The 22,170-nt window shown below is 62.0% G+C and carries 23 protein-coding genes; 5 read left to right on the forward strand and 18 right to left on the reverse strand.

All coding sequences use genetic code 11. The features are described 5' to 3' along the window. Positions 1 to 69: 69 nt before the first annotated feature. The 10 genes from K0F85_RS21480 to rpsP form a co-directional block, all read right to left on the reverse strand. On the reverse strand, positions 70 to 1,533 hold the full coding sequence (locus K0F85_RS21480) for a carbon-nitrogen hydrolase family protein (RefSeq protein WP_219117964.1): 1,464 nt from the start codon (positions 1,531 to 1,533) through the stop codon (positions 70 to 72). Continuing rightward, positions 1,530 to 2,348, reverse strand: coding sequence for an AraC family transcriptional regulator (locus tag K0F85_RS21485; protein ID WP_219117965.1), 819 nt, complete (start codon positions 2,346 to 2,348; stop codon positions 1,530 to 1,532). The genes K0F85_RS21480 and K0F85_RS21485 overlap by 4 nt, the downstream gene beginning before the upstream one ends. 97 nt (positions 2,349 to 2,445) lie before the next feature. Then, on the reverse strand, positions 2,446 to 2,757 hold the full coding sequence (locus K0F85_RS29225; RefSeq protein WP_374198766.1) for a CBS domain-containing protein: 312 nt from the start codon (positions 2,755 to 2,757) through the stop codon (positions 2,446 to 2,448). Positions 2,758 to 2,771: 14 nt separating this feature from the next. Next, positions 2,772 to 3,107, reverse strand: coding sequence for a DUF3579 domain-containing protein (locus K0F85_RS21495; RefSeq protein ID WP_029496213.1), 336 nt, complete (start codon positions 3,105 to 3,107; stop codon positions 2,772 to 2,774). Positions 3,108 to 3,332: 225 nt separating this feature from the next. Next, positions 3,333 to 4,292 (reverse strand): CobD/CbiB family protein, encoded by a 960-nt coding sequence (locus K0F85_RS21500; RefSeq protein WP_219117967.1) that lies wholly within the window; start codon positions 4,290 to 4,292, stop codon positions 3,333 to 3,335. Between the two features lie 97 nt (positions 4,293 to 4,389). After that, positions 4,390 to 5,049, reverse strand: coding sequence for a CoA pyrophosphatase (locus tag K0F85_RS21505; protein WP_219117968.1), 660 nt, complete (start codon positions 5,047 to 5,049; stop codon positions 4,390 to 4,392). A 77-nt stretch (positions 5,050 to 5,126) separates the two neighbouring features. Next, the gene (rplS, locus tag K0F85_RS21510) at positions 5,127 to 5,510 is read right to left on the reverse strand and encodes a 50S ribosomal protein L19 (RefSeq protein WP_010395528.1); all 384 of its coding nucleotides are present in this window, start codon (positions 5,508 to 5,510) and stop codon (positions 5,127 to 5,129) included. A gap of 132 nt (positions 5,511 to 5,642) precedes the next feature. Continuing rightward, complete coding sequence (trmD, locus tag K0F85_RS21515; protein ID WP_219117969.1) at positions 5,643 to 6,389, reverse strand: tRNA (guanosine(37)-N1)-methyltransferase TrmD; 747 nt, start codon at positions 6,387 to 6,389, stop codon at positions 5,643 to 5,645. A gap of 50 nt (positions 6,390 to 6,439) precedes the next feature. Further along, on the reverse strand, positions 6,440 to 6,997 hold the full coding sequence (gene rimM / locus K0F85_RS21520) for a ribosome maturation factor RimM (protein ID WP_257572951.1): 558 nt from the start codon (positions 6,995 to 6,997) through the stop codon (positions 6,440 to 6,442). A 13-nt stretch (positions 6,998 to 7,010) separates the two neighbouring features. Continuing rightward, on the reverse strand, positions 7,011 to 7,262 hold the full coding sequence (gene rpsP / locus K0F85_RS21525; RefSeq protein ID WP_010395524.1) for a 30S ribosomal protein S16: 252 nt from the start codon (positions 7,260 to 7,262) through the stop codon (positions 7,011 to 7,013). Between the two features lie 288 nt (positions 7,263 to 7,550). On the opposite strand from rpsP, the gene K0F85_RS21530 reads away from it, so the two are divergent. Together K0F85_RS21530 and K0F85_RS21535 are read left to right on the forward strand one after the other, a co-directional pair. Continuing rightward, positions 7,551 to 7,985: an NINE protein gene (locus K0F85_RS21530; protein WP_219117970.1), complete on the forward strand. Its 435-nt coding sequence runs from the start codon at positions 7,551 to 7,553 to the stop codon at positions 7,983 to 7,985. 135 nt (positions 7,986 to 8,120) lie between these two features. Next, the gene (locus K0F85_RS21535; RefSeq protein WP_219117971.1) at positions 8,121 to 8,747 is read left to right on the forward strand and encodes a glycine zipper 2TM domain-containing protein; all 627 of its coding nucleotides are present in this window, start codon (positions 8,121 to 8,123) and stop codon (positions 8,745 to 8,747) included. A gap of 110 nt (positions 8,748 to 8,857) precedes the next feature. Here K0F85_RS21535 and K0F85_RS21540 read toward each other — a convergent pair whose 3' ends face one another. From K0F85_RS21540 to K0F85_RS21565, 6 genes are all read right to left on the reverse strand, one after another. After that, complete coding sequence (locus K0F85_RS21540; protein ID WP_219117972.1) at positions 8,858 to 10,648, reverse strand: acyl-CoA dehydrogenase; 1,791 nt, start codon at positions 10,646 to 10,648, stop codon at positions 8,858 to 8,860. A 91-nt stretch (positions 10,649 to 10,739) separates the two neighbouring features. Further along, on the reverse strand, positions 10,740 to 11,672 hold the full coding sequence (locus K0F85_RS21545) for an electron transfer flavoprotein subunit alpha/FixB family protein (RefSeq protein ID WP_219117973.1): 933 nt from the start codon (positions 11,670 to 11,672) through the stop codon (positions 10,740 to 10,742). 42 nt (positions 11,673 to 11,714) lie between these two features. Next, the gene (locus K0F85_RS21550; RefSeq protein WP_099379460.1) at positions 11,715 to 12,464 is read right to left on the reverse strand and encodes an electron transfer flavoprotein subunit beta/FixA family protein; all 750 of its coding nucleotides are present in this window, start codon (positions 12,462 to 12,464) and stop codon (positions 11,715 to 11,717) included. 268 nt (positions 12,465 to 12,732) lie between these two features. Beyond that, positions 12,733 to 12,960 carry a sulfurtransferase TusA family protein gene (locus K0F85_RS21555; protein WP_010395510.1) on the reverse strand — a complete coding sequence of 76 codons (228 nt, stop codon included), beginning with the start codon at positions 12,958 to 12,960 and terminating at the stop codon, positions 12,733 to 12,735. 228 nt (positions 12,961 to 13,188) lie between these two features. Then, on the reverse strand, positions 13,189 to 15,807 hold the full coding sequence (gene alaS / locus K0F85_RS21560; RefSeq protein ID WP_219117974.1) for an alanine--tRNA ligase: 2,619 nt from the start codon (positions 15,805 to 15,807) through the stop codon (positions 13,189 to 13,191). Positions 15,808 to 15,928: 121 nt separating this feature from the next. Beyond that, positions 15,929 to 16,396: a Fur family transcriptional regulator gene (locus tag K0F85_RS21565; RefSeq protein WP_257572952.1), complete on the reverse strand. Its 468-nt coding sequence runs from the start codon at positions 16,394 to 16,396 to the stop codon at positions 15,929 to 15,931. A gap of 157 nt (positions 16,397 to 16,553) precedes the next feature. On the opposite strand from K0F85_RS21565, the gene K0F85_RS21570 reads away from it, so the two are divergent. After that, on the forward strand, positions 16,554 to 18,605 hold the full coding sequence (locus tag K0F85_RS21570) for a TonB-dependent receptor domain-containing protein (protein WP_219117975.1): 2,052 nt from the start codon (positions 16,554 to 16,556) through the stop codon (positions 18,603 to 18,605). A gap of 123 nt (positions 18,606 to 18,728) precedes the next feature. On the opposite strand, the gene ugpQ is transcribed toward K0F85_RS21570, so the two are convergent. After that, positions 18,729 to 19,472, reverse strand: coding sequence for a glycerophosphodiester phosphodiesterase (gene ugpQ, locus K0F85_RS21575; RefSeq protein WP_219117976.1), 744 nt, complete (start codon positions 19,470 to 19,472; stop codon positions 18,729 to 18,731). Positions 19,473 to 19,670: 198 nt separating this feature from the next. Here ugpQ and K0F85_RS21580 point away from each other — a divergent pair, with 198 nt between their 5' ends. Together K0F85_RS21580 and K0F85_RS21585 are read left to right on the forward strand one after the other, a co-directional pair. Continuing rightward, complete coding sequence (locus tag K0F85_RS21580; protein ID WP_219117977.1) at positions 19,671 to 20,774, forward strand: sensor histidine kinase; 1,104 nt, start codon at positions 19,671 to 19,673, stop codon at positions 20,772 to 20,774. After that, on the forward strand, positions 20,771 to 21,643 hold the full coding sequence (locus tag K0F85_RS21585) for a LytTR family DNA-binding domain-containing protein (protein WP_219117978.1): 873 nt from the start codon (positions 20,771 to 20,773) through the stop codon (positions 21,641 to 21,643). The genes K0F85_RS21580 and K0F85_RS21585 overlap by 4 nt, the downstream gene beginning before the upstream one ends. A 19-nt stretch (positions 21,644 to 21,662) precedes the next feature. Here the strand turns inward: K0F85_RS21585 and K0F85_RS21590 are convergent, their stop codons facing one another. Then, the gene (locus K0F85_RS21590; RefSeq protein WP_219117979.1) at positions 21,663 to 21,989 is read right to left on the reverse strand and encodes a hypothetical protein; all 327 of its coding nucleotides are present in this window, start codon (positions 21,987 to 21,989) and stop codon (positions 21,663 to 21,665) included. Positions 21,990 to 22,170: the final 181 nt, after the last annotated feature.

Raw genomic sequence — 22,170 nt, forward strand, 5'->3', positions numbered from 1 at the left:
CCTCTCAAATAATATAAAACAGCGGCGCAATGCGGTTTTGCGCATTGCAGCAAAATGTGACGTTTTCCGTCACGGCGCAGGCACGGCGCGCCGGCCCAGGCACAGCACAATCACGCCCAGCGCCACGCACAGCCAGCCGAACAGCGGCCCCAGCCATCCTGCCCAGGTGGCGACGGATGCGCCTGCCGGCAGCGGCGCCAGCAGGGTGCTGCCCGGCATGGCACTGCTGGCCCGCTCCGCCAGCACCCGCCCATACGCGTCGCTGACCGTCAGCACGCCCTCGCGCGCCGCACGCAGCACCGCATAGCCGTTTTCCACACCGCGCACGACAGTCATGCGCGCCCCCATCCAGGCGTCAAACTGGAAATCCCAGGCCGGCACCAACATCGTTTGCGCCCCGGCCGCGCCATACGTTTGCCCCAGGGACGCGAAATGCATGTCCTTGCAGATGGCCAGGCCCATGGCCAGACCCGCCACCGGCTGCACGGCGTAGGCGCTACCAGCAAGAAACTCGCGCTCCGGCGGCGCCAGATGATGTTTTTGATAGCTGACGGGCGCCGCGCCATCGGGTGCGAACAGCCAGGCCAGGTTGCGCCGGCCGGCAGCGTCTTGCACGCCGAGGCCCACGGTGATCCACACGCCCGTACTGCGCGCCAGCGCCTGGAAGCGCTGCCGCACGGCCTCCGCCTGCGCGGGCGCCAGCACGGCTATCTTTTCCGGCAACAGCACCAGGCTGGCGCCCTGCCCGGCCAGCTCTTCGACATGGCGCGCATACTGGTCCCAGATGGCTTGCGCACGCGCCGGCGGCGTGGCCGGGCCGATAAAGTCATCGATGGCCACCAGCCCCGCCAGCGGCCCGCTTGAGGCCACCGCGCCCTGCACGCGCCAGGCGCCACCGGCGAACGCGGCCGCCAGCAGCAGCACGGTCGCGCCCGCCGCTGGCGCATACGTGCGGCCGCCCGCCAGCAGCAAGGCCAGCGCGCAGGGGACCAGGCACAGCAAAAACAGCAGGCCAGGCACACCCGCCAGTGCCGCCACCTGCAGCGCGGCCACGTTATCGGCTTGCGAATACGCGAGGCTGCCCCAGTTGCCGTCCGGCAGCAAAGCCGCCATCAGGGTATCGATGGCCACCCACAGCACGGGATAGGCCAGCACCGTCCAGCCGGAGCGGTAGCGCAACACGAGGCGCCGCGTGGCCAGCACCACCAGCAGCCACAGCAGTGCCTTGACGAGCAGCACGGCCAGCACGGAGGCCAGGGGCATGAGCAGGCGAAAATAGGCAAAGTTGGATGACAGGCCCAGCACGGCCGCCAGGAACGTCATCCAGGCCGCATCGCGGCGCGACGAGCGCAGGGCCAGCCACAGCACGGGCAGCGGCGCGCACCAGGCGAGCCAGCCCAACGGCTGCGGCCCCAGCACCCAGTACAGGGGCAGGCCCGCCGCCAGCGCGGCGGCGATTTGCAACAGGCGCTGGCGCAGCGCGGTGCCGCCGGCAGACGTGGCCGGCGCAATCATGCTTGGGAACATACTCATGCTTTCAAGGGCAGCCAGATTTCCACGCCGCCAATGCCGCTGGCGGGATCGAAATGCTGGTCATAGCGTTCAAAATCGGGGGCGTCCGCCACCTCCAGCCCGGACTGGGGCAGCCATTCATTCCACACCGTATGCCAGGTGGCGCGGATGGTGGAAATATGCCCGCCGTGATGAAACACGGCGTAGCGTTGCGGGGCGATGCGCAGCCGCGCCCAGCTGTCGGGAACCAGGGAAAAGTCGCTCACCGGCATGGCGCACAGGTAATCGAAATTGCCCGCATCGTCATTGTTGCAGCACACGCCATACACCAGCTGGCCGGGCGCCACGTGGGGCAGGAAGCGCTGCCACAGAGCGGGGATGCCGGCCGAGGTTTCTGCGCGATACCGTTCAAGCAGGCCCGCTACCAGCAAGGCGGGACCCTGCTCGAAACGGGGCGCCTCCAGCGCAACGCCAGGTGCCACATCCATTTTGATGGCCTCCACCAGCGCGAGGTTGGCGACGTGGCGCTGGGCACGTACCTTTTCCGGCGTGATCTGGAACTGCTCGCGGAAGGCCCGCGTAAATGCTTCATGGGAACTGTAGCCGGCCTGCAGGGCGACGGCGAGGATGTCTTGCGCGCCCTGCGCCAGCACCAGGGCGGCCTCACTGAGCCGGCGCGCCCGCACATAGCGCATCACGGAGTGGCCCGTGGCCAGGCCAAACGCGCGCGTCAGGTGACACGGCGAGGCGCCGCCCACGTGGGCGATATCGCCGAGCGAGATATTGTCGGCAAAATGCGATTCGATATACCAGAGTGCCTTGGCCAGATAATGCATGAACGCTTCCCGTTGAACGAGCAGCGACTGTAGCATTTTCAGGCGAAGCTGATTTGACCGGAATTGCGCAATGCGGGAGTACTTCCGCATGCACTTTTCATGTAACAGTTGGCCGCTGCTGATCCGGGCCAGGAAGGCGAGCAGGTCGTCGATACTGACGACGCTGGCGGGGTCCAGGGCTGAGGATGTCGCGGTCGGTGAGGATGCCGATGGGGACGCGCTCGCCGTTCGGCTGTTCGGCCACGATCAGGTCGCCCACATGACGCTGGCGCATCAGCAGCGCCGCTATCTGCACGCTCGTGTCACGCTGGCAATGGCCGGTTTGCGGGGGCAGATACGCGTGTCGCCACTGCGTTGGAGGCAGAGTGTCCGCGCTACGCCAACCCACCGAGGCGGGTTTGAGGCACATCAGTGAAACGGATCTTACTTTTCTTCGGGGGGCGGCAGGAAGCAGGCTTCGACGATCTGCAAGTCATTATCCTTGGCAAATTCGCGCACGAAGTGAAACGCCATCGGCTCGATCTCGCGCAGCTTGGTGTTGACCACCACCGACTTGACGCCATTGACGACGGTCGGGCGCACGTAGGGCGAATACTGGAGGTGCGCGTTGCGCCCGCCACCTTCGGGATTGAAACAGGACATCACTCCACAAAGGCGTTCGGCCCAATCGCTGGGTCGGAATTGCTTGCCATTGCTGGTGAGACCAAGGATGAAGAACTCGTCTGAGAGTTCCCCTGTTTTTTGAGATAACTCGGCCATGTGGCTTGTCGGGACTGGATTGCGTGAATGGCCCCGGCGGGTAAGCCGGGCTGGTAATTCAACTACGTTTGCTGCGGTAAGCCAGTATTATATCTTATAGAAGACTTGGGTTCTACCTCGATCTGCCCCGACTATGCAAACAGGGGCCGGCACGCCTTGCGCGCCAGCCCCTATTTTAACCTTGTTCCACGCGCAAGGCGCATGGATGGCGCGTGTGCGTCCGCGTCAGCCGAGGAAAACGGCGCCCGACATCAATAGCAGCAGCAACATCCACAGCAGCAAGGCGCGCCAGACCAGGCCAACCGTGCTCTGCAAGGCGCGCGGGCCCGGCTCTTCGCCCGGCAGGATATCGCTTTCGCTGTCGCTGTCATCGACGGCCAGGTCGGGCGTGACGAGCACGCGGGCCGCCGTTTCCACCGGCGTGCCCAGGCGCACGCCCATGGCGCCGCCGCCGGCCGTCAGGATGATGCCGATGGCCTCGTCCTGCCAGCGCTGGGCAAAATTGCGCCAGGCGTAGATGGCATCTTCGAAATTGCCGACCACGGCAAAGGCCACGGCCGTCAGGCGCACGGGGATCCAGTCGATCCAGTAAAAGGCGCGCGCGGCGAACTGACCGAAAGCTTCATTGCGCATGTGCTCGGGCTCGTTCCAGGCGCGCGCCAGGTATTCGGCCACGCGGTACATCACTGCGCAGGCGGGCCCCAGTGGCATGAGGAACCAGAAGAAGACGCCAAACACATTGCGATGCGTGGTGATCAGGGCTTTTTCCACGGCGATGCGGGCGATTTCACTCGCTTCCATGCCCACCGTGTCGAGCTTGGTCCAATCGGCCAGCAAGGTGCGAGCGGTCGCTTCGTCGCCGGCGCTGAGGGCCAGTTGGATGGAGGTAAAGTAATGGCTGTAGTGACGAAAGCCCAGGGTCAGGTAGACGATGAGGACGTTCCAGGCAAAAGCCAGCAGGGAAAGCTGATAATGCTGCAAGAGCCAGTACACGCCAGCCGCCGGCACCATCAGCACGCCGATCATGAGGAACCAGCCCATGCGGCCATGGTTGGCGTGGCCGGCATTGAACCAGGTCTCCATGCGCATTGCCAGGCTCTTGATTTCGGCGTAGATCGGATTATCCGCGCGCAAAGGTTTGAGCTGCTCGATCAGCAATGCGCAAAGTATGGAGAGAAATGTCATCAAACGTCCTTTTTGTCTTTTTCAGCAATACCGCAATGCCCGCTACGATAGCGCAGTGCAGTGCTGGAATCAAACTTATTACGTGCGGGGCAGCATTTTACGCGCGCAAGAGGTGAAACAGATTGCGCAGCATGCCGGCGGTGGCGCCCCAAATGTAGAAGCGCTCATACGGCATGGCGTAGAAAGAGCGCCGCCCGCCGGGCAATTCCACCGACAGGCGCTGATGGTTGAGGCCATCCATGAGGAAGGCCAGCGGCACTTCGAAAATTTCCGCCACTTCGGACGGGTCGGCGCGCAGTTCGAACGGTGGCGCCACCAGGCCCACCACGGGCGTGACCTGGTAGCCGGTACCCGTCAGGTAGTCGGGCAGGCAGCCCAGCACTTCAATGTGCGCGCGCGCCAGGCCGACTTCTTCTTCCGTTTCGCGCAAGGCCGTGGCGGTGGGCGACACATCGAAGGCTTCGCTGCGTCCGCCGGGAAAGCTGACCTGGCCCGCATGGCTGCTCAGGTTGTCCGTGCGCATGGTCAGCAAGATGGTCAAGCCCTGCGGGCGCTGCACCATAGGAATAAGCACGGCGGCGCGCACCGGCACGGCGCGGGCGGAGAGGAAATCCTGGGTGATCTCGGGCTGCCAGTCCGGCTGTTCGGCCAGGCGCTGGCGCAGCCAGCCTGGCGTCAGGCGCGCGGCGTCGAGCGCCGCCTCGCCGGCGATCGAATCGATGGCGAGTTGTTTGGGATCAAATGCGATGGTGGCCATGGCAGCTTGCCTCAATAGCAATTCAGAATAAAAAAAGGGCACCCTGAGGCACCCTTTTCCCAACGCAGACGCTGATATTACGCGCTTGCTTTCGCCACAACGCGGCGATTTGGCAATTTTTCTTTGATACGCGCCGATTTACCCGAACGCTCACGCAGATAGTACAGCTTGGCGCGGCGAACATCACCACGGCGTTTCACTTCGATCGAAGCGATCAGCGGCGAGTACAGTTGGAACGTACGCTCGACGCCTTCGCCGGACGAGATCTTGCGAACGATGAAGTTCGAGTTCAGGCCACGGTTACGACGGGAGATAACGACGCCTTCGTAAGCCTGGGCGCGCTTGCGCGTACCTTCGACTACGTTGACGCTGACGATAACGGTATCGCCTGGTGCGAATTCAGGAATGGTTTTACCCAGACGAGCAATTTCTTCCTGCTCTAATTGTTGAATCAAGTCCATTTTTATAACTCCGAAAACCATCATGCCGGCGCACTGTGGATAGCAAGTATCCGCCCGGTAGAGGATGGGTAACACAATATGGGCAACATGCCCGGCACTGCAAAGCCACCCTGCTTGCCGTCCGAAAACGGCTTACAGGCTGGCCAGAAATTTTTCGTCGGTCTTGCTGAGCAAGCCGGCGGCGCGTGCGCTGACCAGCAGGTCAGGCCGCTTTGTCGCGGTCGCTTCCAGCATGCGCTGGCGGCGCCACTTGACGATCTCGGCATGATTGCCACCCATCAAGACGGGCGGCACGGCCATGCCTTCATACGTTTCAGGCCGCGTATAATGCGGCGAATCGAGCAAGCCATTGACGAAGCTATCCTCGATGGCCGATGCCTCGGTGTTCAAGACACCCGGCAACAGGCGGATCACCGCATCCATCAGCGCCATGGCAGGCAATTCACCGCCCGACAGGACGAAGTCGCCGACGCTGATCTCTTCGTCGACGCAACGGTCCAGCAAACGCTGGTCCACGGCTTCATAGCGGCCACACAAGATCACCAAACCAGGTTCGGCTTTCAACTGCGTGACACGCTCATGCGTCAACGGACGGCCTTGCGGCGACATGAACACCACGCGGGGCGCCGCCAGGCCGAGATCGGTCTGGCGTTGCTTTGCTGCATTAATTGTCGCTTCGAGTGGACGGGCCATCATCACCATGCCGGGGCCGCCGCCATATGGGCGGTCATCCACGGTGCGGTGATTGTCGCTGGTGAAATCACGGGGATTCCACAGCGACAAGCCACATCTACCCTGCTCGAAGGCACGCCGGGTCACACCCGACTGCGTCAGCGCGGCAAACATTTCCGGGAACAGGGTCACGACATCAAATTGCATCGTTCACCATCCTGCAAAGTTTGCCCGGCGCATTGTTAAGCGCAGGCGGTTTAATAATCGAGGCCCCAGTCGACCGTGATCTTGTTGGCGGTCTTGTCAACGTTAATGACAAACTGACCAACAAACGGGATCAGGCGCTCAGGCGCCTTTTCAACGGTCTCATCGGCAGTGGCGACGGGCGTAACGCGCAAGATCGACTGCGGACCATTGCTCATCATGTCGTGCACTGTGCCGAGGCACTCGCCTTGCAAATTCTCGACTGTCAGTCCGATCAGATCGGACCAATAAAATTCATCGGCCGTCAGCGTCGGGAAATGGCTACGCGGAATTTGCACAGAGACGCCTTTCAGCGCTTCTGCGGCATCCCGCCCGACCACACCCACCAGCTGGGCCACGACGTCGCCGCCGTGTAACTTCGCTTGCCTGACTTGAACATCATGCAAGGTCGGTTTATCAAACCACCAGGTTTTGACGCTTAATAATGCATCCGCGTCGTCGGAGAAAGGAGTGATCCTGACTCCGCCAGCAATGCCATAAGCACCGGAGACATAGCCTACCTGTACCAGGTCATCGGGGACTTTCACCCCGGATGCAGTCTTGACCGTCAAACCAGTGATCTAATTAAGCTGCTGCTTTGTTGTTGCTAGCTACCAGGCGAGCAACGGTTGGCGACAATTGTGCGCCAACGCCTTGCCAGTAGGCCAGACGGTCTGCGGTGATACGCAGTGGAACTTCGCCACCTTGCGCCATCGGGTTGTAAAAACCGATACGCTCAATGAAGCGACCATCGCGGCGATTGCGCGAATCAGTAGCGACGATGTTGAAGAACGGGCGCTTCTTGGCGCCTCCACGAGCTAAACGAATAACGACCATAATATTTCCAAAAAGTGTGCTGAGGCGGAAAAAGCCGCAAATTATAGCGCGCTTTACCGCCAGGCAGCAAGCGTTATGATGACGGGCGTGTAATTTGGGCTAATCAAACATTATGACCAGTCATGGCCGAAGACGCAATAGGCGCGTGCGTCTATCGTGCCGGTAATGCCACTCCCAGGCAGCACAAGCGCGCGACAACATCGCCTGCGCGCCGTCTGAAAGTGCTATCGTTGCGGCAGGCAATGACCGATACTGGCAATCTTTACCGATGAGCAACTCTGGAGTCCCATGACCACCGCTACCATTTTGCAACAGTCGCACAAGAACAAGGCCGTCACGACACTACTGGCTTTCCTGTTGGGCATGCTAGGCGCCCACCGCTTCTACTTGCATGGCGCCAAAGACCGCTGGGGCTGGCTACACCTGGCCGCCCTGCCTGCCACCGTGCTGCTGCACCAACTGCTACCCGACGCCGACTGGTTTTTCCAGATATTGCCGCTGACCTTGTCCGCCCTGGGCGGCTTCCTGGAAGCGCTGGTCCTGGGCTTGATGCCGGACGACAAGTGGGATGCGCGCTACAACGCCGCCTCCGGCCACCTGTCGGACACGGGCTGGCCCCTGGCCGTGGTGCTGGTCGCTACCTTGATGCTAGGCGCAGGCGTGCTGATCGCTACCATGGCGCGCCTCTTCGACTTGCTATATACGGGCGGCGCCTACGGCTAATTTCCCCACGGAAATAGCATCACTCCGGCCCCCTGCACGCACATGTAAGTGTTGGTAAGCAATCATGATTTTCCTCTATACTGCATGCACAATGCCGGCATTACTGGCACATTCAACACCCCCTAGGAGAAGATCATGATTCGTCGCCCACTCATCCTCGCAGTCGCCATCACGGCCCTGTTCAGCACCTCCGCCTTCGCGCAAAACCTGTCGCCGAAGGCGCAATACGCTTACGACACGAAGCAAGCCAGCACGCGCTATGCGGACGACAAGAAATTGTGCGCAGAAGAAAGCAGCTCGAAAGCCCGCATGCAATGCCTGCGCGACGCCAAGGGCGAATACGACCAGGCCATCATCAACGCCAAGGCGGCGCAAAAAGCGGGCAATTCCTACGCCAACCAGCCTTCCAAGCAGCCGCAGCACCAAATCTGCGCCGATTGCGGCAAGGTGCTGGCAGTCAATGTCGCTGAAAAAGCGGGCGAAGGCGGCGCGCTGGGCCTGATCGGCGGCGGCGTGGCTGGCGCCCTGCTGGGCCGCCAGGTGGGCGGCGGACGCGGCAAGGACCTGGCTACCCTGGCAGGCGCCGCTGGCGGCGCTTACGCAGGCAAGCAAGTCGAAGGCCACATGAAGAATGCCAAGACCTGGACCGTCACCGTGCAATATGAAACGGGCGCCAAGGCCGATTTCGCGTTTGACCAGGACCCTGGCCTGGCGGCTGGCGACTTGGTACGCAATTCCGGCAACGGCATCGCCCGCCGATAAGAGTGCCTGAACGCTTTCCCAAGCATTCTTGATAGAAATAAAAAAGCGCTGGAGATCACTCTCCAGCGCTCTTTTTGCATTTTGCCGGCAGTCACCGGCAAAGATGCAACTTAAAACTGCTCTTCCGACAAGGCCATCACGCCGGCGCTGCCGTCGATGATGGTGGCGCGCAAGCCCGGTGCTTGCGACAGGATGTGGTCGGCAAAGAAGCGCGCCGTGGCGATTTTTGCCTTGTAGAACGAGGCGTCGCCACTACCTTCTCCCAGCCTTTGCTGCGCCACCACGGCTGCGCGTGCCATTTGCCAGCCGCCCAGCACGATGCCCGCCAGTTTCAGATACGGCACGCTGCCCGCGAACACGGCCTTGATATCCGTCTTCATGTTCGCCACCACGTATTCCACCACCGCTTCCAGCGCGGCACTGCCTTCGGCCAGATGGCGCTGCATGGCCTGGAAGTCGGCGCCAGAGAGCTCGCCCAACTGGGCTTCTGTGGCGCGCACCTGGGCAATGATGGCTTTCGCCACGGCGCCGCCGTCGCGCACCGTCTTGCGCCCCACCAGGTCGTTAGCCTGGATGGCCGTCGTGCCTTCGTAAATGGTGAGAATCTTGGCGTCGCGATAATGCTGGGCGGCGCCTGTTTCCTCAATAAAACCCATGCCGCCATGCACTTGCACGCCGTCGCGCGTGACGTCCTGCGACATTTCCGTGGCCCAGCCCTTGATCACGGGCACCAGGTATTCATAGGTGGCCAGGCTTTCCGCGCGCACGTCGGCGTCCGGATGGTGATGCGCCACGTCGCTGATGGCCGCGCCCACGTAGGCCAGCGCGCGCGCCGCCTCCGTCTGCGAACGCATGGACATCAGCATGCGGCGCACGTCCGGGTGATGGATGATGGAGACAGGACCCGTGGACCCCGCCAGGTCGCGCGACTGTACGCGGTCCTTGGCGAACGCCACGGCCTGCTGATAGGCGCGCTCGGCCAGGCCGATGCCTTGCAGGCCGACGCCGAAGCGGGCCGCGTTCATCATGATGAACATGTATTCGAGGCCGCGGTTTTCCTCGCCCACCAGGGTACCGATGGCGCCGCCATGGTCGCCAAACTGCAGCACCGCCGTCGGGCTGGCCTTGATGCCCAGCTTGTGTTCGATGGAAACGCAATGAGCGTCGTTGCGCTCACCGAGACTGCCGTCCGCATTGACGAGGAATTTCGGCACGATGAACAGCGAAATGCCTTTCACGCCAGCGGGCGCGTCCGGCGTGCGGGCCAGCACCAGGTGGACGATATTTTCCGCCATATCGTGCTCGCCATAGGTGATGAAAATCTTCGTGCCGAAGACTTTATAGGTGCCGTCGCCCTGGGGCACGGCGCGCGTGCGCACGGCGGCCAGGTCGGAACCGGCTTGCGGCTCCGTCAGGTTCATGGTGCCCGTCCACTTGCCCGACACCAGGTTTTCCAGGTAGACCGCCTTCTGCTCATCGCTGCCGGCCGTCAAGAGCGCCTCGATGGCGCCGTCCGACAGCAGGGCTACCAGGGCAAACGAGATGCTGGCCGAGTTGAGCATTTCGATGCAGGGCGTGGCCAGCAGCTTGGGCAAGCCCTGGCCGCCGAACTCGGTCGGGTGCTGCACGCCTTGCCAACCTGCTTCGCCATAGGCCTTGAAGGCTTCCTTGAAGCCTTTCGATGTGGTCACCTGCCCGTCGTGCCAGAAGCTCGGCTCCTTGTCGCTGGGCCAGTTCAGGGGGGCCACTATGCCGCCGCAGAATTTGGCGTTCTCTTCCAGCACGGCCTCGGCCGTATCGGGCGTGGCATCTTCGCAGCCCGGTAAGGTATGGACTTCGGCCAGACCGGCCAGTTCGTTCATGACGAACAACATGTCTTTCAGCGGGGCTTGATAGCTCATCTTCACTCTCCAAGAAAAAAGCCACGCGCGGCTCGCCGTGTGGGGCGGGCCGGCGTGGCTTTGTGATATACAAAACCTAGATGGGTGTGACTTAACCCAGTTCTTTCACCAGTTGCGGCACGATCTCGAACAGATCGCCCACGATGCCGTAGTCGGCCACGGCAAAGATCGGCGCTTCCGGATCCTTGTTGATGGCGACGATGGTTTTCGAGTCTTTCATGCCGGCCAGATGCTGGATCGCGCCCGAGATGCCGACAGCGATGTACAGCGATGGGGCGACGATCTTGCCCGTCTGGCCAACCTGCCAGTCGTTCGGCACGAAGCCGGCGTCGACGGCGGCGCGCGAAGCACCCATGGCGGCGCCCAGCTTGTCGGCCAGCGGTTCCAGGATGTGGAAGTTCTCGGCCGAACCCATGCCACGGCCGCCCGACACGATGATTTTCGCGGCGGTCAGTTCAGGACGGTCCGACTTCGCCAGTTCGCGGCCCACGAAGGCCGACTTGCCGGCGTCGGCAACGGCGGAGATCGTTTCCGTGGCAGCCGAACCGCCGGTAGCGGCGGCCGCATCGAAACCGGTGGTACGCACGGTGATGACCTTGACCTTGTCGCCAGATTGCACGGTGGCAATGGCGTTACCGGCGTAGATCGGGCGCTCGAAGGTATCCGGGGAATCGACCTTGGTGATTTCCGAGATTTGCGCCACGTCCAGCTTGGCGGCCACGCGCGGCAGGATGTTCTTGCCGTAGGCGGTGGCTGGCGCCAGGATGTGGCTGTAGTTGCCGGCGATGGCCAGCACTTGCTCGGCCACGTTTTCAGCCAGGCCGTCGGCGAAGTACGGCGCGTCGGCGACGATGACTTTCGTCACGCCGGCGATTTGCGCGGCGGCAGCGGCAGCAGCCGAGGCGTTCGAACCTGCGACCAGCACGTGCACGTCGCCGCCGCACTGGGCAGCCGCGGTCACGGTGTGGTGGGTGCTACCCTTTAAGGTAGCGTTGTCGTGTTCAGCAATAACTAATGCGACCATGATGTGTCCTGTAATTGTTCTGGATAAACGGCGGGGCCGCGCTTAGATGACTTTGGCTTCGGTACGCAGCTTGGCGACCAGGGTAGCGACGTCCGGCACCTTGATGCCGGCCGAGCGCTTGGCTGGCTCGACGACTTTCAAGGTCTTCAGGCGTGGCGCAACGTCGACGCCCAGGTCTTCCGGCTTGACGGTCTCGAGCGGCTTTTTCTTTGCCTTCATGATGTTCGGCAAGGTCACATAGCGTGGCTCGTTCAGGCGCAAATCGGTGGTGATGATCGCTGGCAAGGTCAACGCCAGGGTTTCCAGGCCGCCATCGACTTCGCGCGTGACCGTGACTTTGCCGTCTTCCAGCACGACTTTCGAGGCGAACGTGGCTTGTGGCCAACCCAGCAGGGCTGCCAGCATCTGGCCGGTCTGGTTGCTGTCATCATCGATGGCTTGCTTGCCCAGGATGATCAGTTGCGGCTGCTCTTTCTCGGCCAGGGCTTTCACCAGCTTGGCCACGGCCAGCGGTTCCAGTTCAGTCGTCGTTTCCACCAGGATGCCGCGGTCGGCGCCGATGGCCATGGCCGTGCGCAGGGTTTCCTGGCACTGCGTCACGCCGCAGGAGATGGCGACCACTTCAGTGACCTTGCCGGCTTCTTTCAGGCGCATCGCTTCTTCCAGCGCGATCTCATCGAAAGGGTTCATCGACATTTTGACGTTGGCGGTATCGACGCCAGTGCCGTCACTCTTGACGCGGACTTTGACGTTATAGTCGACCACGCGTTTGACGGGTACCAAGACTTTCATAGCTATGCCTTTGGGAAATTATAAAAATGACGGATCAAGTGCTGATTGTGCGTTCGATTATAAGAGAAATTTGAATCCTGAACCGAATTTAAGCACGATCGTGCGATTTTTTATTAGAACAATCCATCTAAACTGTGCAGCTTTGGGGATTTCAGGAAGGTCGGCCGCTACGCTGCAAGGCAGCAAAAGGGCTTGAAAGTGACGTAAAAGTGATGCAGCACGGCAAGGTATCAGGCAGGCCGCGCCACGGCGGCCCCGGCTGGCAGAATTATTTGCGTTGCATCAGGAAGACGAATTCGGTACCCGTCTGCACATGCGACAACAGGGCATTGCCCGTTTGCTTGGCGAAAGCCTGGAAATCGCGCACGGAACCGGGATCGGTTGCCATGATGCGCAGCACTTCCCCACTCTGCAGCTCTGACAAAGCCTTTTTCGCCTTCAGAATCGGCAACGGGCAATTCAAGCCCCGCGCGTCGAGTTCTTTGTGAAATTCCATAATTTCGGTATCAAGTAGTGTGTCGCTCATCATCAATATCCCGCCATTTTTGTTGTACTGATTTTCGACATACTACTCTAAATCAGGGGCATTGACGCGCTGCACCAAAATAGTTCATCGGCTGTTGTGGTGTCACAACGAGATTCCACACGGCAAAACGGCCCACAAACAGTGTCTGCGGGCCGTTTTCATGGGGCTGTGGGGTAAAAACCCCGCATGTCCTCTGGCTTACGCCTGTGTTGCGCGTTCGCCAACCCAGGCCGGCACGCCAGCCAGGGCGTTCGCCAGGCCGCTGGCATCGGTGCCGCCAGCCTGCGCCATATCGGGGCGTCCGCCGCCTTTTCCGCCCACTTGCTGTGCAACGAAGTTCACCAGCTCGCCCGCCTTGACCCTGGAAGTGGCGTCCGCCGTCACGCCGGCGATCAGGCTGACCTTGCCGTCAGCCACGCTGGCCAGCACGATGGCGGCCGTTTTCAGCTTGTCCTTCAGCTTATCCATGGTTTCGCGCAAACGGGCCACGTCGGCGCCGTCGAGCACGGCCGCCAGCACCTTGATACCGTTCACATCGACGGCTTGCGTGACCAGCTCATCGCCCTGGCCCGAGGCCAGTTTCGATTTCAGCGCGGCCAGTTCTTTCTCCAGTGCCTTCACGTGGTCCTGCACCTGGACGATGCGGGCAGTCAGCTCTTCCGGCTGCGCCTTCAGGGCGTTGGCCGCTTCGACCAGGCGGCGGTTGATGGTTTGCACCAGCGCCAGCGCGCCCTCGCCCGTCACCGCTTCCACGCGGCGGATGCCGGCGGCTACGCCGCTTTCGGCGATGATCTTGAACAGGCCGATGTCCCCCGTGCGCTGCACGTGGACGCCGCCGCACAGCTCTTTCGAGCTGCCGATATCGAGCACGCGCACTTCGTCGCCGTACTTCTCGCCGAACAGGGCCATCGCGCCATGCTTGACGGCATCGTCAAACGACATCAGGTGCGCTTGCGTGGCGCGATTTTCCAGGATTTCTTTATTGACGATGGTTTCCACGGCGGCGATTTGCTCCGCCGTCATCGGCGCATGGTGGCTGAAGTCGAAACGGGTTTTGTCGGGATCGACCAGCGAACCCTTTTGCGCCACGTGGCTGCCCAGCACTTCACGCAAGGCCTTGTGCATCAAGTGCGTGGCCGAGTGGTTGCGGATGGTGCGCGCGCGCTTGGCCGTGTCGACCTCGGCCGAGACGGCGTCACCCACCTTCAGCACGCCCGACTCGAGCACGCCGTGGTGGCCAAAGACGTCAGCCTGGATTTTCAGGGTGTCGCTGACGGCAAAGGTGCCTGCGCCCGAGGCGATCGCGCCCTGGTCGCCCACCTGGCCGCCCGATTCCGCGTAGAACGGCGTGCTGTCGAGCACGACGATGCCATCCTGGCCCGCTTTCAGCTCCTGCACGGGCGTGCCGGCTGCGTACAGCGCCACGACCTTGCTGCTGAAGGTCAATTGATCGTAGCCGACGAATTTGTTTTTCTCGCCCGCATACTCGACCTTGCTGTCCTTGTGCGTCTTGCCACCCTTGCGCGACAGTTCCTGGCTTTCCTTCAGGGCCGCATCGTAGCCCACCTGGTCGAACGTGATATTGCGTTCGCGACAGATATCGGCCGTCAAGTCTGGCGGGAAGCCGTAGGTTTCATACAGGGTGAAGGCGGTGGCGCCGTCGATGCCCGTGGCATCCTTGGCCAACTGCGCTTCCAGCACTTTCATGCCCGTTTCCAGGGTTTCGCCGAAACGCTCTTCCTCGGCTTTCAACATGTTGGCGACATTTTCTTTCGCTTCTTCCAGCTCCGGATAGGCGCCGCCCATCTCGATGGCCAGATCGGTCACCAGCTTGTAGAAGAACGGTTTCGTCTGGCCCAGCTTGTGACCATGGCGCAGGGCGCGGCGGATGATGCGGCGCAAAACATACGCGCGGCCTTCGCTGCCCGGAATGATGCCATCGACAATCATGAAGGCGGCGGCGCGGATGTGGTCGGCAATCACGCGCAACGACTTGTTTTCCAGGTCGGTGGCGCCCGTTTCACGCGCGGCAGCCTTGATCAAATGCTGGAACAGGTCGATTTCATAGTTCGAATGCACGTGCTGCAGCACGGCGGCCAGGCGCTCCATGCCCATGCCCGTGTCGACGCAAGGCTTGGGCAGCTTGTGCATGACGCCCGCTTCGTCGCGGTTGAACTGCATGAACACCAGGTTCCAGATTTCAATGAAACGGTCGCCATCTTCGTCCGGCGAGCCCGGCGGGCCGCCAGGAATGTCGGCGCCGTGGTCGTAGAAGATTTCCGTGCACGGACCGCATGGGCCCGTGTCAGCCATCTGCCAGAAATTGTCGGACGCGTAGCGCGCGCCCTTGTTGTCGCCGATGCGGATGATGCGCTCGACAGGCACGCCGATTTCTTTCGCCCAGATATCGTACGCTTCGTCATCTTCGATATACACGGTGACGGTCAGCTTGTCAGCCGGCAAGCCATATACCTTGGTCAGCAATTCCCACGCGTACTGGATCGCATCGCGCTTGAAATAGTCGCCGAAGCTGAAGTTGCCCAGCATTTCAAAGAAGGTATGGTGGCGCGCCGTGTAGCCGACGTTTTCCAGGTCGTTGTGCTTGCCGCCGGCGCGCACGCAGCGCTGCACGGAGGTGGCACGCGTGTACGGACGGCTGTCCGTGCCCGTAAACACATCCTTGAATTGCACCATGCCGCTGTTCGTCAACAGCAAGGTCGGATCGTTGCCTGGCACCAGGGAGCTGGAACGGACGATGGAATGGCCCTTGGACTCGAAAAATTTGAGGAACTTGTCGCGGATTTCAGATGATTTCATGTTTTTTTGGCAAAGAGTGGCGGCAGCTTTAAAGGGAAGATTATACGTGATCTGGGTACGGGAATTGACGCCGGGCGGGCCGCACTGTTGCAAGCCTGCCCAGCAATGCCACCCTGCCCGCTCAGGCCGGGTCGTGGCCGCCGGCGCAGGCGTGCACAGTGGTGGCAACTGCCGCGGTGGCGCCCGCCGCAACGGCAGGGACGGCGCCGGCGGTGGCATTGCAGTCGGCGCAGCGGCCGTACAGGGTCAGTTCATGGCGCTCGACAACAAAGCCTTGCGGTGCCATGCGCTTTAAGTCGCCGGGGCAATCATGCACGTCGAACACACGCTGGCACGTGGTGCACTGGAAATGGTGGTGGTGGTGAATGGCTGCCGTGTTCGACTCATAGCGCGGGTTTTCACCCGGCAAGGTCACGACGTGCACCTTTTCTTCCAGCACCAGCGATTTCAAATTGCGGTAGACGGTGGCGATGCCCAGCTGCGTCACCTGCAAGCTGGCCTGTTCGAGGATTTCCTGCGCCGACAGGGGGCGCTGGGCCGACTCGATGGCGGCTTGAATAGCGGTTTTTTGACGTGTTGTGCGTTCCATAGCCGACAGAATACACCATCCGCCTGCATCTACCGCCCGGAAAAACTGTCACACAGTAATGATAATGGGTTATCATTATCATCTTAGGGCAGACCAGCACCGTGCACGCACTGCCCCAAACTTGCCAACACCGTTAGCCGATAAGGAACTCTTGCCCATGTCCGTCCGTCCTCACCAACCAACTCCCCTCGCGCTGGCCATCATGCTGGCCTTCGCCGCGCCCGCCAGCGCCCTGGCGCAGCAGGCAGCCACCTTGCCTGCCGTCACCGTCTCGGCCAGCGCCCTGGCCCTGGGCAGCGACGACATGAGCACGCCTGTCACCGTCCTGGAAGGCGAGGAACTGGTGCGCTCCCGCGAAGCGACCCTGGGCGAAACCCTGGCCGGCCAGCCCGGCATCACCTCCAGCCATTTCGGCGCAGGCGCCAGCCGCCCCATCATCCGCGGCATGGATGGCCCGCGCGTCAAAGTGTTGTCCGATGGCGCCGAAATACAGGATGCCTCGACCATCAGCCCCGACCATGCCGTGGCGGCCGAACCGATGCTGTCGGAACAGATTGAAGTCTTGCGCGGCCCGTCCGCGCTGGCGTATGGCGGCGGCGCCGTCGGCGGCGTCGTCAATGTGATCGACAAGAAAATCCCCACGCGCGTGCCGGCGAAAGGCTTTGAAGGCAGCGCGGAAGTACGCGCCAATTCGGCTGCGCGCGAGAAGGCGGGCGCCTTTGAAGTCACTGGCGGCTCCGGCAACATCGCCTTCCACGCGGAAGGCGTCAAGCGCGACGCCAAGGAATACAAGGTCGGCAGCGGCTGGGAAGGCGGCTCCAAAGTGGCCGGCAGTTACAACAAGACGGACACGGGCAGCGTGGGCGTGTCGTGGGTGGGACAGCGCGGCTTCCTGGGCCTGGCCTTCACCAGCCAGCATGCGCAATACGGCTTGCCCGGCCACAACCACGAATTCGAGAGCTGCCACCCGCACGGCACGCACCTGCATTGCGGCGGTCATGACGGCCACGACCATGGTGCTGAAGAGGAACATGACCACGAGCACGCCAGCGTGCCCTTCGTGAAGCTGAAGAGCGAGCGCTGGGACGTGCGCGGAGAATTGCGCGATCCCGTGCCCGGCTTCGCCAAGCTGCGCCTGCGCGCCGCGTTCACCGATTACAAGCACGATGAAATCGAAGGTGCGGAAATCGCCACCACGTTTAAAAACAAGGGCCACGACGCGCGCCTGGAAATGGAACACCACCCCGTCTTCGGCTGGCGAGGCGTGCTCGGCCTGCAAACGTCGAAGCGCGATTTCTCCGCCCTGGGCGAAGAAGCGTACGTGGCGCCGACGGTAACGAAGAAACATGCGGCCTTCCTGGTGGAGGAATACAAGCTCGACCAATGGCGCTTCGAAGCGGCCTTGCGCCACGAATGGCAAGACATCACGGTCGACAGCGCCACCCTGCAAGACCGCAGCGCCAAGGGCACGTCCGTGTCGCTGGGCGCCGTGTGGAAATTCGCGCCCCAGTATTCGCTCGGTTCGACCATCTCGCGCACGCATCGCTTGCCCAGCGCCGAGGAACTGTATGCGCACGGCGTGCACATGGCTACGGCCACGTATGAACTGGGCAATCAAAACCTGGGCAAGGAAACGTCGAACAATATCGACTTGACCTTGCGCAAATATGCGGGCGCCACGACGTTTTCGGCCAGCGCCTACCGCAACAAGGTCGACAACTACATCTTCGGCAGCACGCTGGACAACCACGAAGGCTTCAAGCTGATCCAGTACGCCCAGCGCGACGCCACGTTTACGGGCGTGGAAGGGCAAGTGCGCCAGCAATTGAGCCCCATGTTCGGCGCCAGCGTCTTCGGCGACTACGTGCGGGCCAAGCTGGCCGACGGTGGCGGCAATTTACCCCGCATCCCCGCCCAGCGCGTCGGCGTGAAGTTTGACGCCAACTGGCAGGCATGGAGCGGCGTGGCCGAGTTCTACCGCGTGGGCAAGCAGGATAAAGTGGCCGCGTTCGAAACGGCAACCCCGGGCTACAACATGCTCAACCTGTCCGCCAACTATGACACGCGCATCGGCACGACGCCGGCCCAGTTCTACCTCAAGGCCAACAACCTGACGAATCAACTGGCATACAGCCATACCTCGTTCATCAAGAATGCGGCACCGTTGACGGGGCGCAACTTGACGGTAGGGATGCGTGTAACTTTCTAATTTTTGTCCGAACGACAACTGCCGAAATGCCGGGGTCAGACCCGACCGGGGGAATTTTTTCCAATGGGAAAAATTCCGCTCCCGAAGGGACTGACCCCGGATTTCCGCTGCGTATACATCACATTATTCGGCCGCGCCAATCAGGTCTATCCTGTCCGTACACATCCCATCCACGCCCCAGGCCAGCAACTCGCTGGCCCGTTCGGGCGTGTTGACGGTGTAACAAAACAGTCCAAATCCCCCCCTTTTTACCTCTCGCGCCAGTTCCGGCGTCAGCTGCAGATGGTCGCAATGGATGGCCACCACGCCCAATTCCTTCGCCGTGCGCGCCCAATCATCCGGTATCTGTTCGACCAGCCAGCCGCGCGCCAGTTCCGGCGCCGCCTGGCGCGCCGCCTGCAAGGCCTCGATGCTGAACGACGATAGCAGCGGCAGCAATTGCCCGGCAGCGATTTCCTGCGCAAAGTAATCGCGCGCGGCTCGCGCCACCAGCGTGCCTGTCTGTACGTCAAAGCCGGGCGCCGGCTTGATTTCGATATTCATCCAGATGCGCTGCGCCTTGCAATACGCCAGCACGGCGGCCAAGGTGGGCACGCCTTCGCCCGCAAACTGCGGGGCGAACCAGGCGCCCGCCTCCATGGCGCCCAGCTGCGCGGCCGTGTAGTCGTTCACATGGCCGCTGCCGGCCACCGTGCGACCCAGCTCGGGGTCATGCACGACGACGGGCACGCCGTCGGATGCCAGCATGACATCGAATTCCACGGCGCGGTAGCCGTAAGCCAGGCCGCAGCGCAGGGCGGCCAGGGTGTTTTCAGGCGCCAGGGTGCCGCCGCCGCGGTGTGCCAGGGTGCGTGGATAGGGCCACATGGTATTCCTTTATTGTGATGGGCTTGTCGATCAAAGCGTCTTGCCATCATCGCGTGCAAGCGCCACCGTGTAAAGGACGCGCTCAGGCGATTCGCGCCACGCCTGCCCTGTTTCGTCGCGGCGGCGTTGCGCCCACATGCAGAGCCGCCCATAATTACCGCATTGCCAAGCCGAGCGCCCACCTGAAAGCAGTCCCGCATGCACACTACCGCCGCAGCATCCCGCAAGACGGGCTTTCCCTACCGGCGCCTGCTGGCCGACGCCCGCTATGCGCTGTTGCTCAATGTCTTGTGCGCCCTCTTCATCACCTATGTGCTGAGCGGCGGACAAAGCTTCTGGCTCAACCTGCTCGCGTCCATGTGCATCGGCAGTATTGCTTTCCTGCTCATCGACGGCATCCGCCTGGCGAGGTGGGGCGAACAGCGGCGTGCCCCATTGCTGCCCTTCACTGCCCTCATCATCGTCAGCGCCGCCGTGGCGCAAGTAGGCGGCACCATGCTGTTCGGCTGGCTGGCCAATATCGACGTTCCCGCCCCCGTCTCCATGTCGCCCCGCAATGTCAGCATGACGGTGTTCACACTGGCGGCGGCGGGAGCGGCCATCCTGTTTTTTGGCAGCCGGGAAAAAATTGCCCGTCTGCAAATGGAAGCGGCCCAGGAAAAGGCCCGCGCCGAATCCGTGGCGCGCCAGGCCATGCAGACGCAGCTGCAATTATTACAGGCACAGATCGAGCCGCATATGCTGTTCAACACCCTGGCCAACCTGCAGGGCCTGATCAGCTTTGACCCCGACCGCGCCCAGTTGCTGCTCGATCAATTGATCCAGTACCTGCGCGCCACCCTCTCTTCCTCGCGCGCCGGATCCACCACCCTGGAACAGGAGTTCTCCCTGATGCAAGCCTACCTGGGCCTGATGTCGATACGCATGGGCGCGCGCCTGAGCTTTACGCTGGACTTGCCCAAGGCCTTGCGCCAGATCAAGGTGCCTCCCATGCTGCTGCAGCCGCTGGTGGAAAACGCCATCCAGCACGGCCTGGAACCGAAGATCGAAGGCGGCCATATCCATGTGCAGGCCTCCATGGACGGCGGCATGCTGCTGCTCACCGTCAGCGACGATGGCCTGGGCCTCGATCATCCGGGCCAGACCAAGGGCACACACCTGGGCGTGGCAAATATCCGCGAACGCCTGCGCGGCATGCATGGCGATTGCGCCAGCCTGTCGCTGGACGCCAACCATCCGGCAGGCGCGATCGCCCGCCTGACACTCCCCCTTCCACCCACCATCACGAGTCCCCTCGCATGAGCCAGCACACCCCACACGCACCACGCGCCCTGATCGCCGAAGACGAACCCATCCTCGCCGCCGCCCTCGCGCACGCCTTGCAACGGCTATGGCCGGAACTCGACATCGTCGCCACCTGCCCCAACGGCGTGGAAGCCTTGCGGCAAGGCCTGGCGCTGCAGCCCGACATCCTATTTCTGGACATCAAAATGCCTGGCAAGACGGGCCTGGAAGCGGCCGAAGAGCTGGCCGAGCAGTGGCCCGCCGACACGCCCTTTCCGCACATCGTGTTTGTCACCGCCTATGACGAATACGCGCTGGCCGCCTTCGAACATGCGGCCGCCGATTACGTCTTAAAACCCGTCAACGATGCGCGCCTGAGTAAGACAGTGGAACGACTGCAGCAGCGCTTGCGCGACAGTGGCAACGGCAGCGGCAGCGCTACAACAACCGCAAGCCCCGCGCCAGCGACAGCCGCCACGGCGGCGGCGATAGCCGGATCCGTCAACGACGACAACATGGCCCGCCTGCTGAGCCAACTGCAAGCCATGCTGCCACCCGCCCCGCGCCTGCAAATGATACGGGCGGCCGTCGGCAACAGCGTGCGCATGATCGCGCTGGCCGACGTCGTGTATTTCGAAGCGCTGGACAAATACATCAACGTCGTGTGCCAGGATAGCGAAGCGCTGATACGCACGAGCCTGAAGGAGTTGCTGCCCCAGTTGGACCCGCAACAATTCTGGCAAATCCACCGGGGCACCATCGTCAATGCCAGCGCCATCGCCACGGCCGTGCGCGACGAGGCGGGCAAGCTGTCACTGACGCTGCGCCAGCATCCGGCGCAGCTGCGCGTCAGTCCTTTATATGCCCATCTGTTCCGCCAGATGTAAGGCGTTCAAGCGCCAAGCCCTAGTGCAGCTGGTGCTTCAGGTCCGATAATTCATCGTGCACCTTGAGCACCGCACTCTTCATTTCCGGCGTCACGCTGGACGCCGTGCCGCACGCCCGCTTGGCGCGGTCGCCCAGGGATTCCATCTGCTCGACGGCTTGCCGGATGCGCGTATCGTCTTGCAGATCGATGGCTTGCCGCACGGCGCTCTTTTGCTGGTCTAATTGCTTGATGCAATCCTTCAAGTCCATCGGCATGCCCTGCTGCTTGCCGCATAGCTGGGCCGCCCGACCGATCGCGTGTTCGATGGCGCCAAAGCGCCGTGCCACTTCCTTTGCCTGCAGCATGATGTGTCCTCCCATGGTGTCAGGAGTTGGATCGTCAAACCGCGACAGGGTTCCCCGCCAGCGGCCAGGGCGTCGAAATTTCCGCGTGGCAGTTTTTTGTAAGTACGTGTGACATTTTAGATAAGTATCAAATCCTTCAGATACATTGGCGTACCTGAACCAGCATGCCATCCATGAACGC

This window comes from Janthinobacterium sp. UMAB-56 (genome assembly GCF_900095265.1).
In the GTDB taxonomy this organism is placed as follows: domain Bacteria; phylum Pseudomonadota; class Gammaproteobacteria; order Burkholderiales; family Burkholderiaceae_D; genus Janthinobacterium.

Bases quoted from the DNA above. Each gene is read 5' to 3' on its own strand.
- K0F85_RS21495 (WP_029496213.1), bottom strand. From the start codon at position 3,107: ATGGCCGAGTTATCTCAAAAAACAGGGGAACTCTCAGACGAGTTCTTC.
- K0F85_RS21540 (WP_219117972.1), bottom strand. From the start codon at position 10,648: ATGAGCTATCAAGCCCCGCTGAAAGACATGTTGTTCGTCATGAACGAA.
- alaS (WP_219117974.1), bottom strand. From the start codon at position 15,807: ATGAAATCATCTGAAATCCGCGACAAGTTCCTCAAATTTTTCGAGTCC.
- K0F85_RS21555 (WP_010395510.1), bottom strand. From the start codon at position 12,960: ATGGAATTTCACAAAGAACTCGACGCGCGGGGCTTGAATTGCCCGTTG.
- K0F85_RS21485 (WP_219117965.1), bottom strand. From the start codon at position 2,348: ATGCATTATCTGGCCAAGGCACTCTGGTATATCGAATCGCATTTTGCC.
- K0F85_RS21565 (WP_257572952.1), bottom strand. From the start codon at position 16,396: ATGGAACGCACAACACGTCAAAAAACCGCTATTCAAGCCGCCATCGAG.
- K0F85_RS21585 (WP_219117978.1), top strand. From the start codon at position 20,771: ATGAGCCAGCACACCCCACACGCACCACGCGCCCTGATCGCCGAAGAC.
- K0F85_RS21535 (WP_219117971.1), top strand. From the start codon at position 8,121: ATGATTCGTCGCCCACTCATCCTCGCAGTCGCCATCACGGCCCTGTTC.
- rplS (WP_010395528.1), bottom strand. From the start codon at position 5,510: ATGGACTTGATTCAACAATTAGAGCAGGAAGAAATTGCTCGTCTGGGT.
- K0F85_RS21580 (WP_219117977.1), top strand. From the start codon at position 19,671: ATGCACACTACCGCCGCAGCATCCCGCAAGACGGGCTTTCCCTACCGG.
- K0F85_RS21500 (WP_219117967.1), bottom strand. From the start codon at position 4,292: ATGACATTTCTCTCCATACTTTGCGCATTGCTGATCGAGCAGCTCAAA.
- ugpQ (WP_219117976.1), bottom strand. From the start codon at position 19,472: ATGTGGCCCTATCCACGCACCCTGGCACACCGCGGCGGCGGCACCCTG.
- K0F85_RS21530 (WP_219117970.1), top strand. From the start codon at position 7,551: ATGACCACCGCTACCATTTTGCAACAGTCGCACAAGAACAAGGCCGTC.
- trmD (WP_219117969.1), bottom strand. From the start codon at position 6,389: ATGCAATTTGATGTCGTGACCCTGTTCCCGGAAATGTTTGCCGCGCTG.
- rpsP (WP_010395524.1), bottom strand. From the start codon at position 7,262: ATGGTCGTTATTCGTTTAGCTCGTGGAGGCGCCAAGAAGCGCCCGTTC.
- K0F85_RS21505 (WP_219117968.1), bottom strand. From the start codon at position 5,049: ATGGCCACCATCGCATTTGATCCCAAACAACTCGCCATCGATTCGATC.
- K0F85_RS21590 (WP_219117979.1), bottom strand. From the start codon at position 21,989: ATGCTGCAGGCAAAGGAAGTGGCACGGCGCTTTGGCGCCATCGAACAC.
- K0F85_RS29225 (WP_374198766.1), bottom strand. From the start codon at position 2,757: ATGTGCCTCAAACCCGCCTCGGTGGGTTGGCGTAGCGCGGACACTCTG.
- K0F85_RS21480 (WP_219117964.1), bottom strand. From the start codon at position 1,533: ATGAGTATGTTCCCAAGCATGATTGCGCCGGCCACGTCTGCCGGCGGC.
- K0F85_RS21570 (WP_219117975.1), top strand. From the start codon at position 16,554: ATGTCCGTCCGTCCTCACCAACCAACTCCCCTCGCGCTGGCCATCATG.
- K0F85_RS21545 (WP_219117973.1), bottom strand. From the start codon at position 11,672: ATGGTCGCATTAGTTATTGCTGAACACGACAACGCTACCTTAAAGGGT.
- K0F85_RS21550 (WP_099379460.1), bottom strand. From the start codon at position 12,464: ATGAAAGTCTTGGTACCCGTCAAACGCGTGGTCGACTATAACGTCAAA.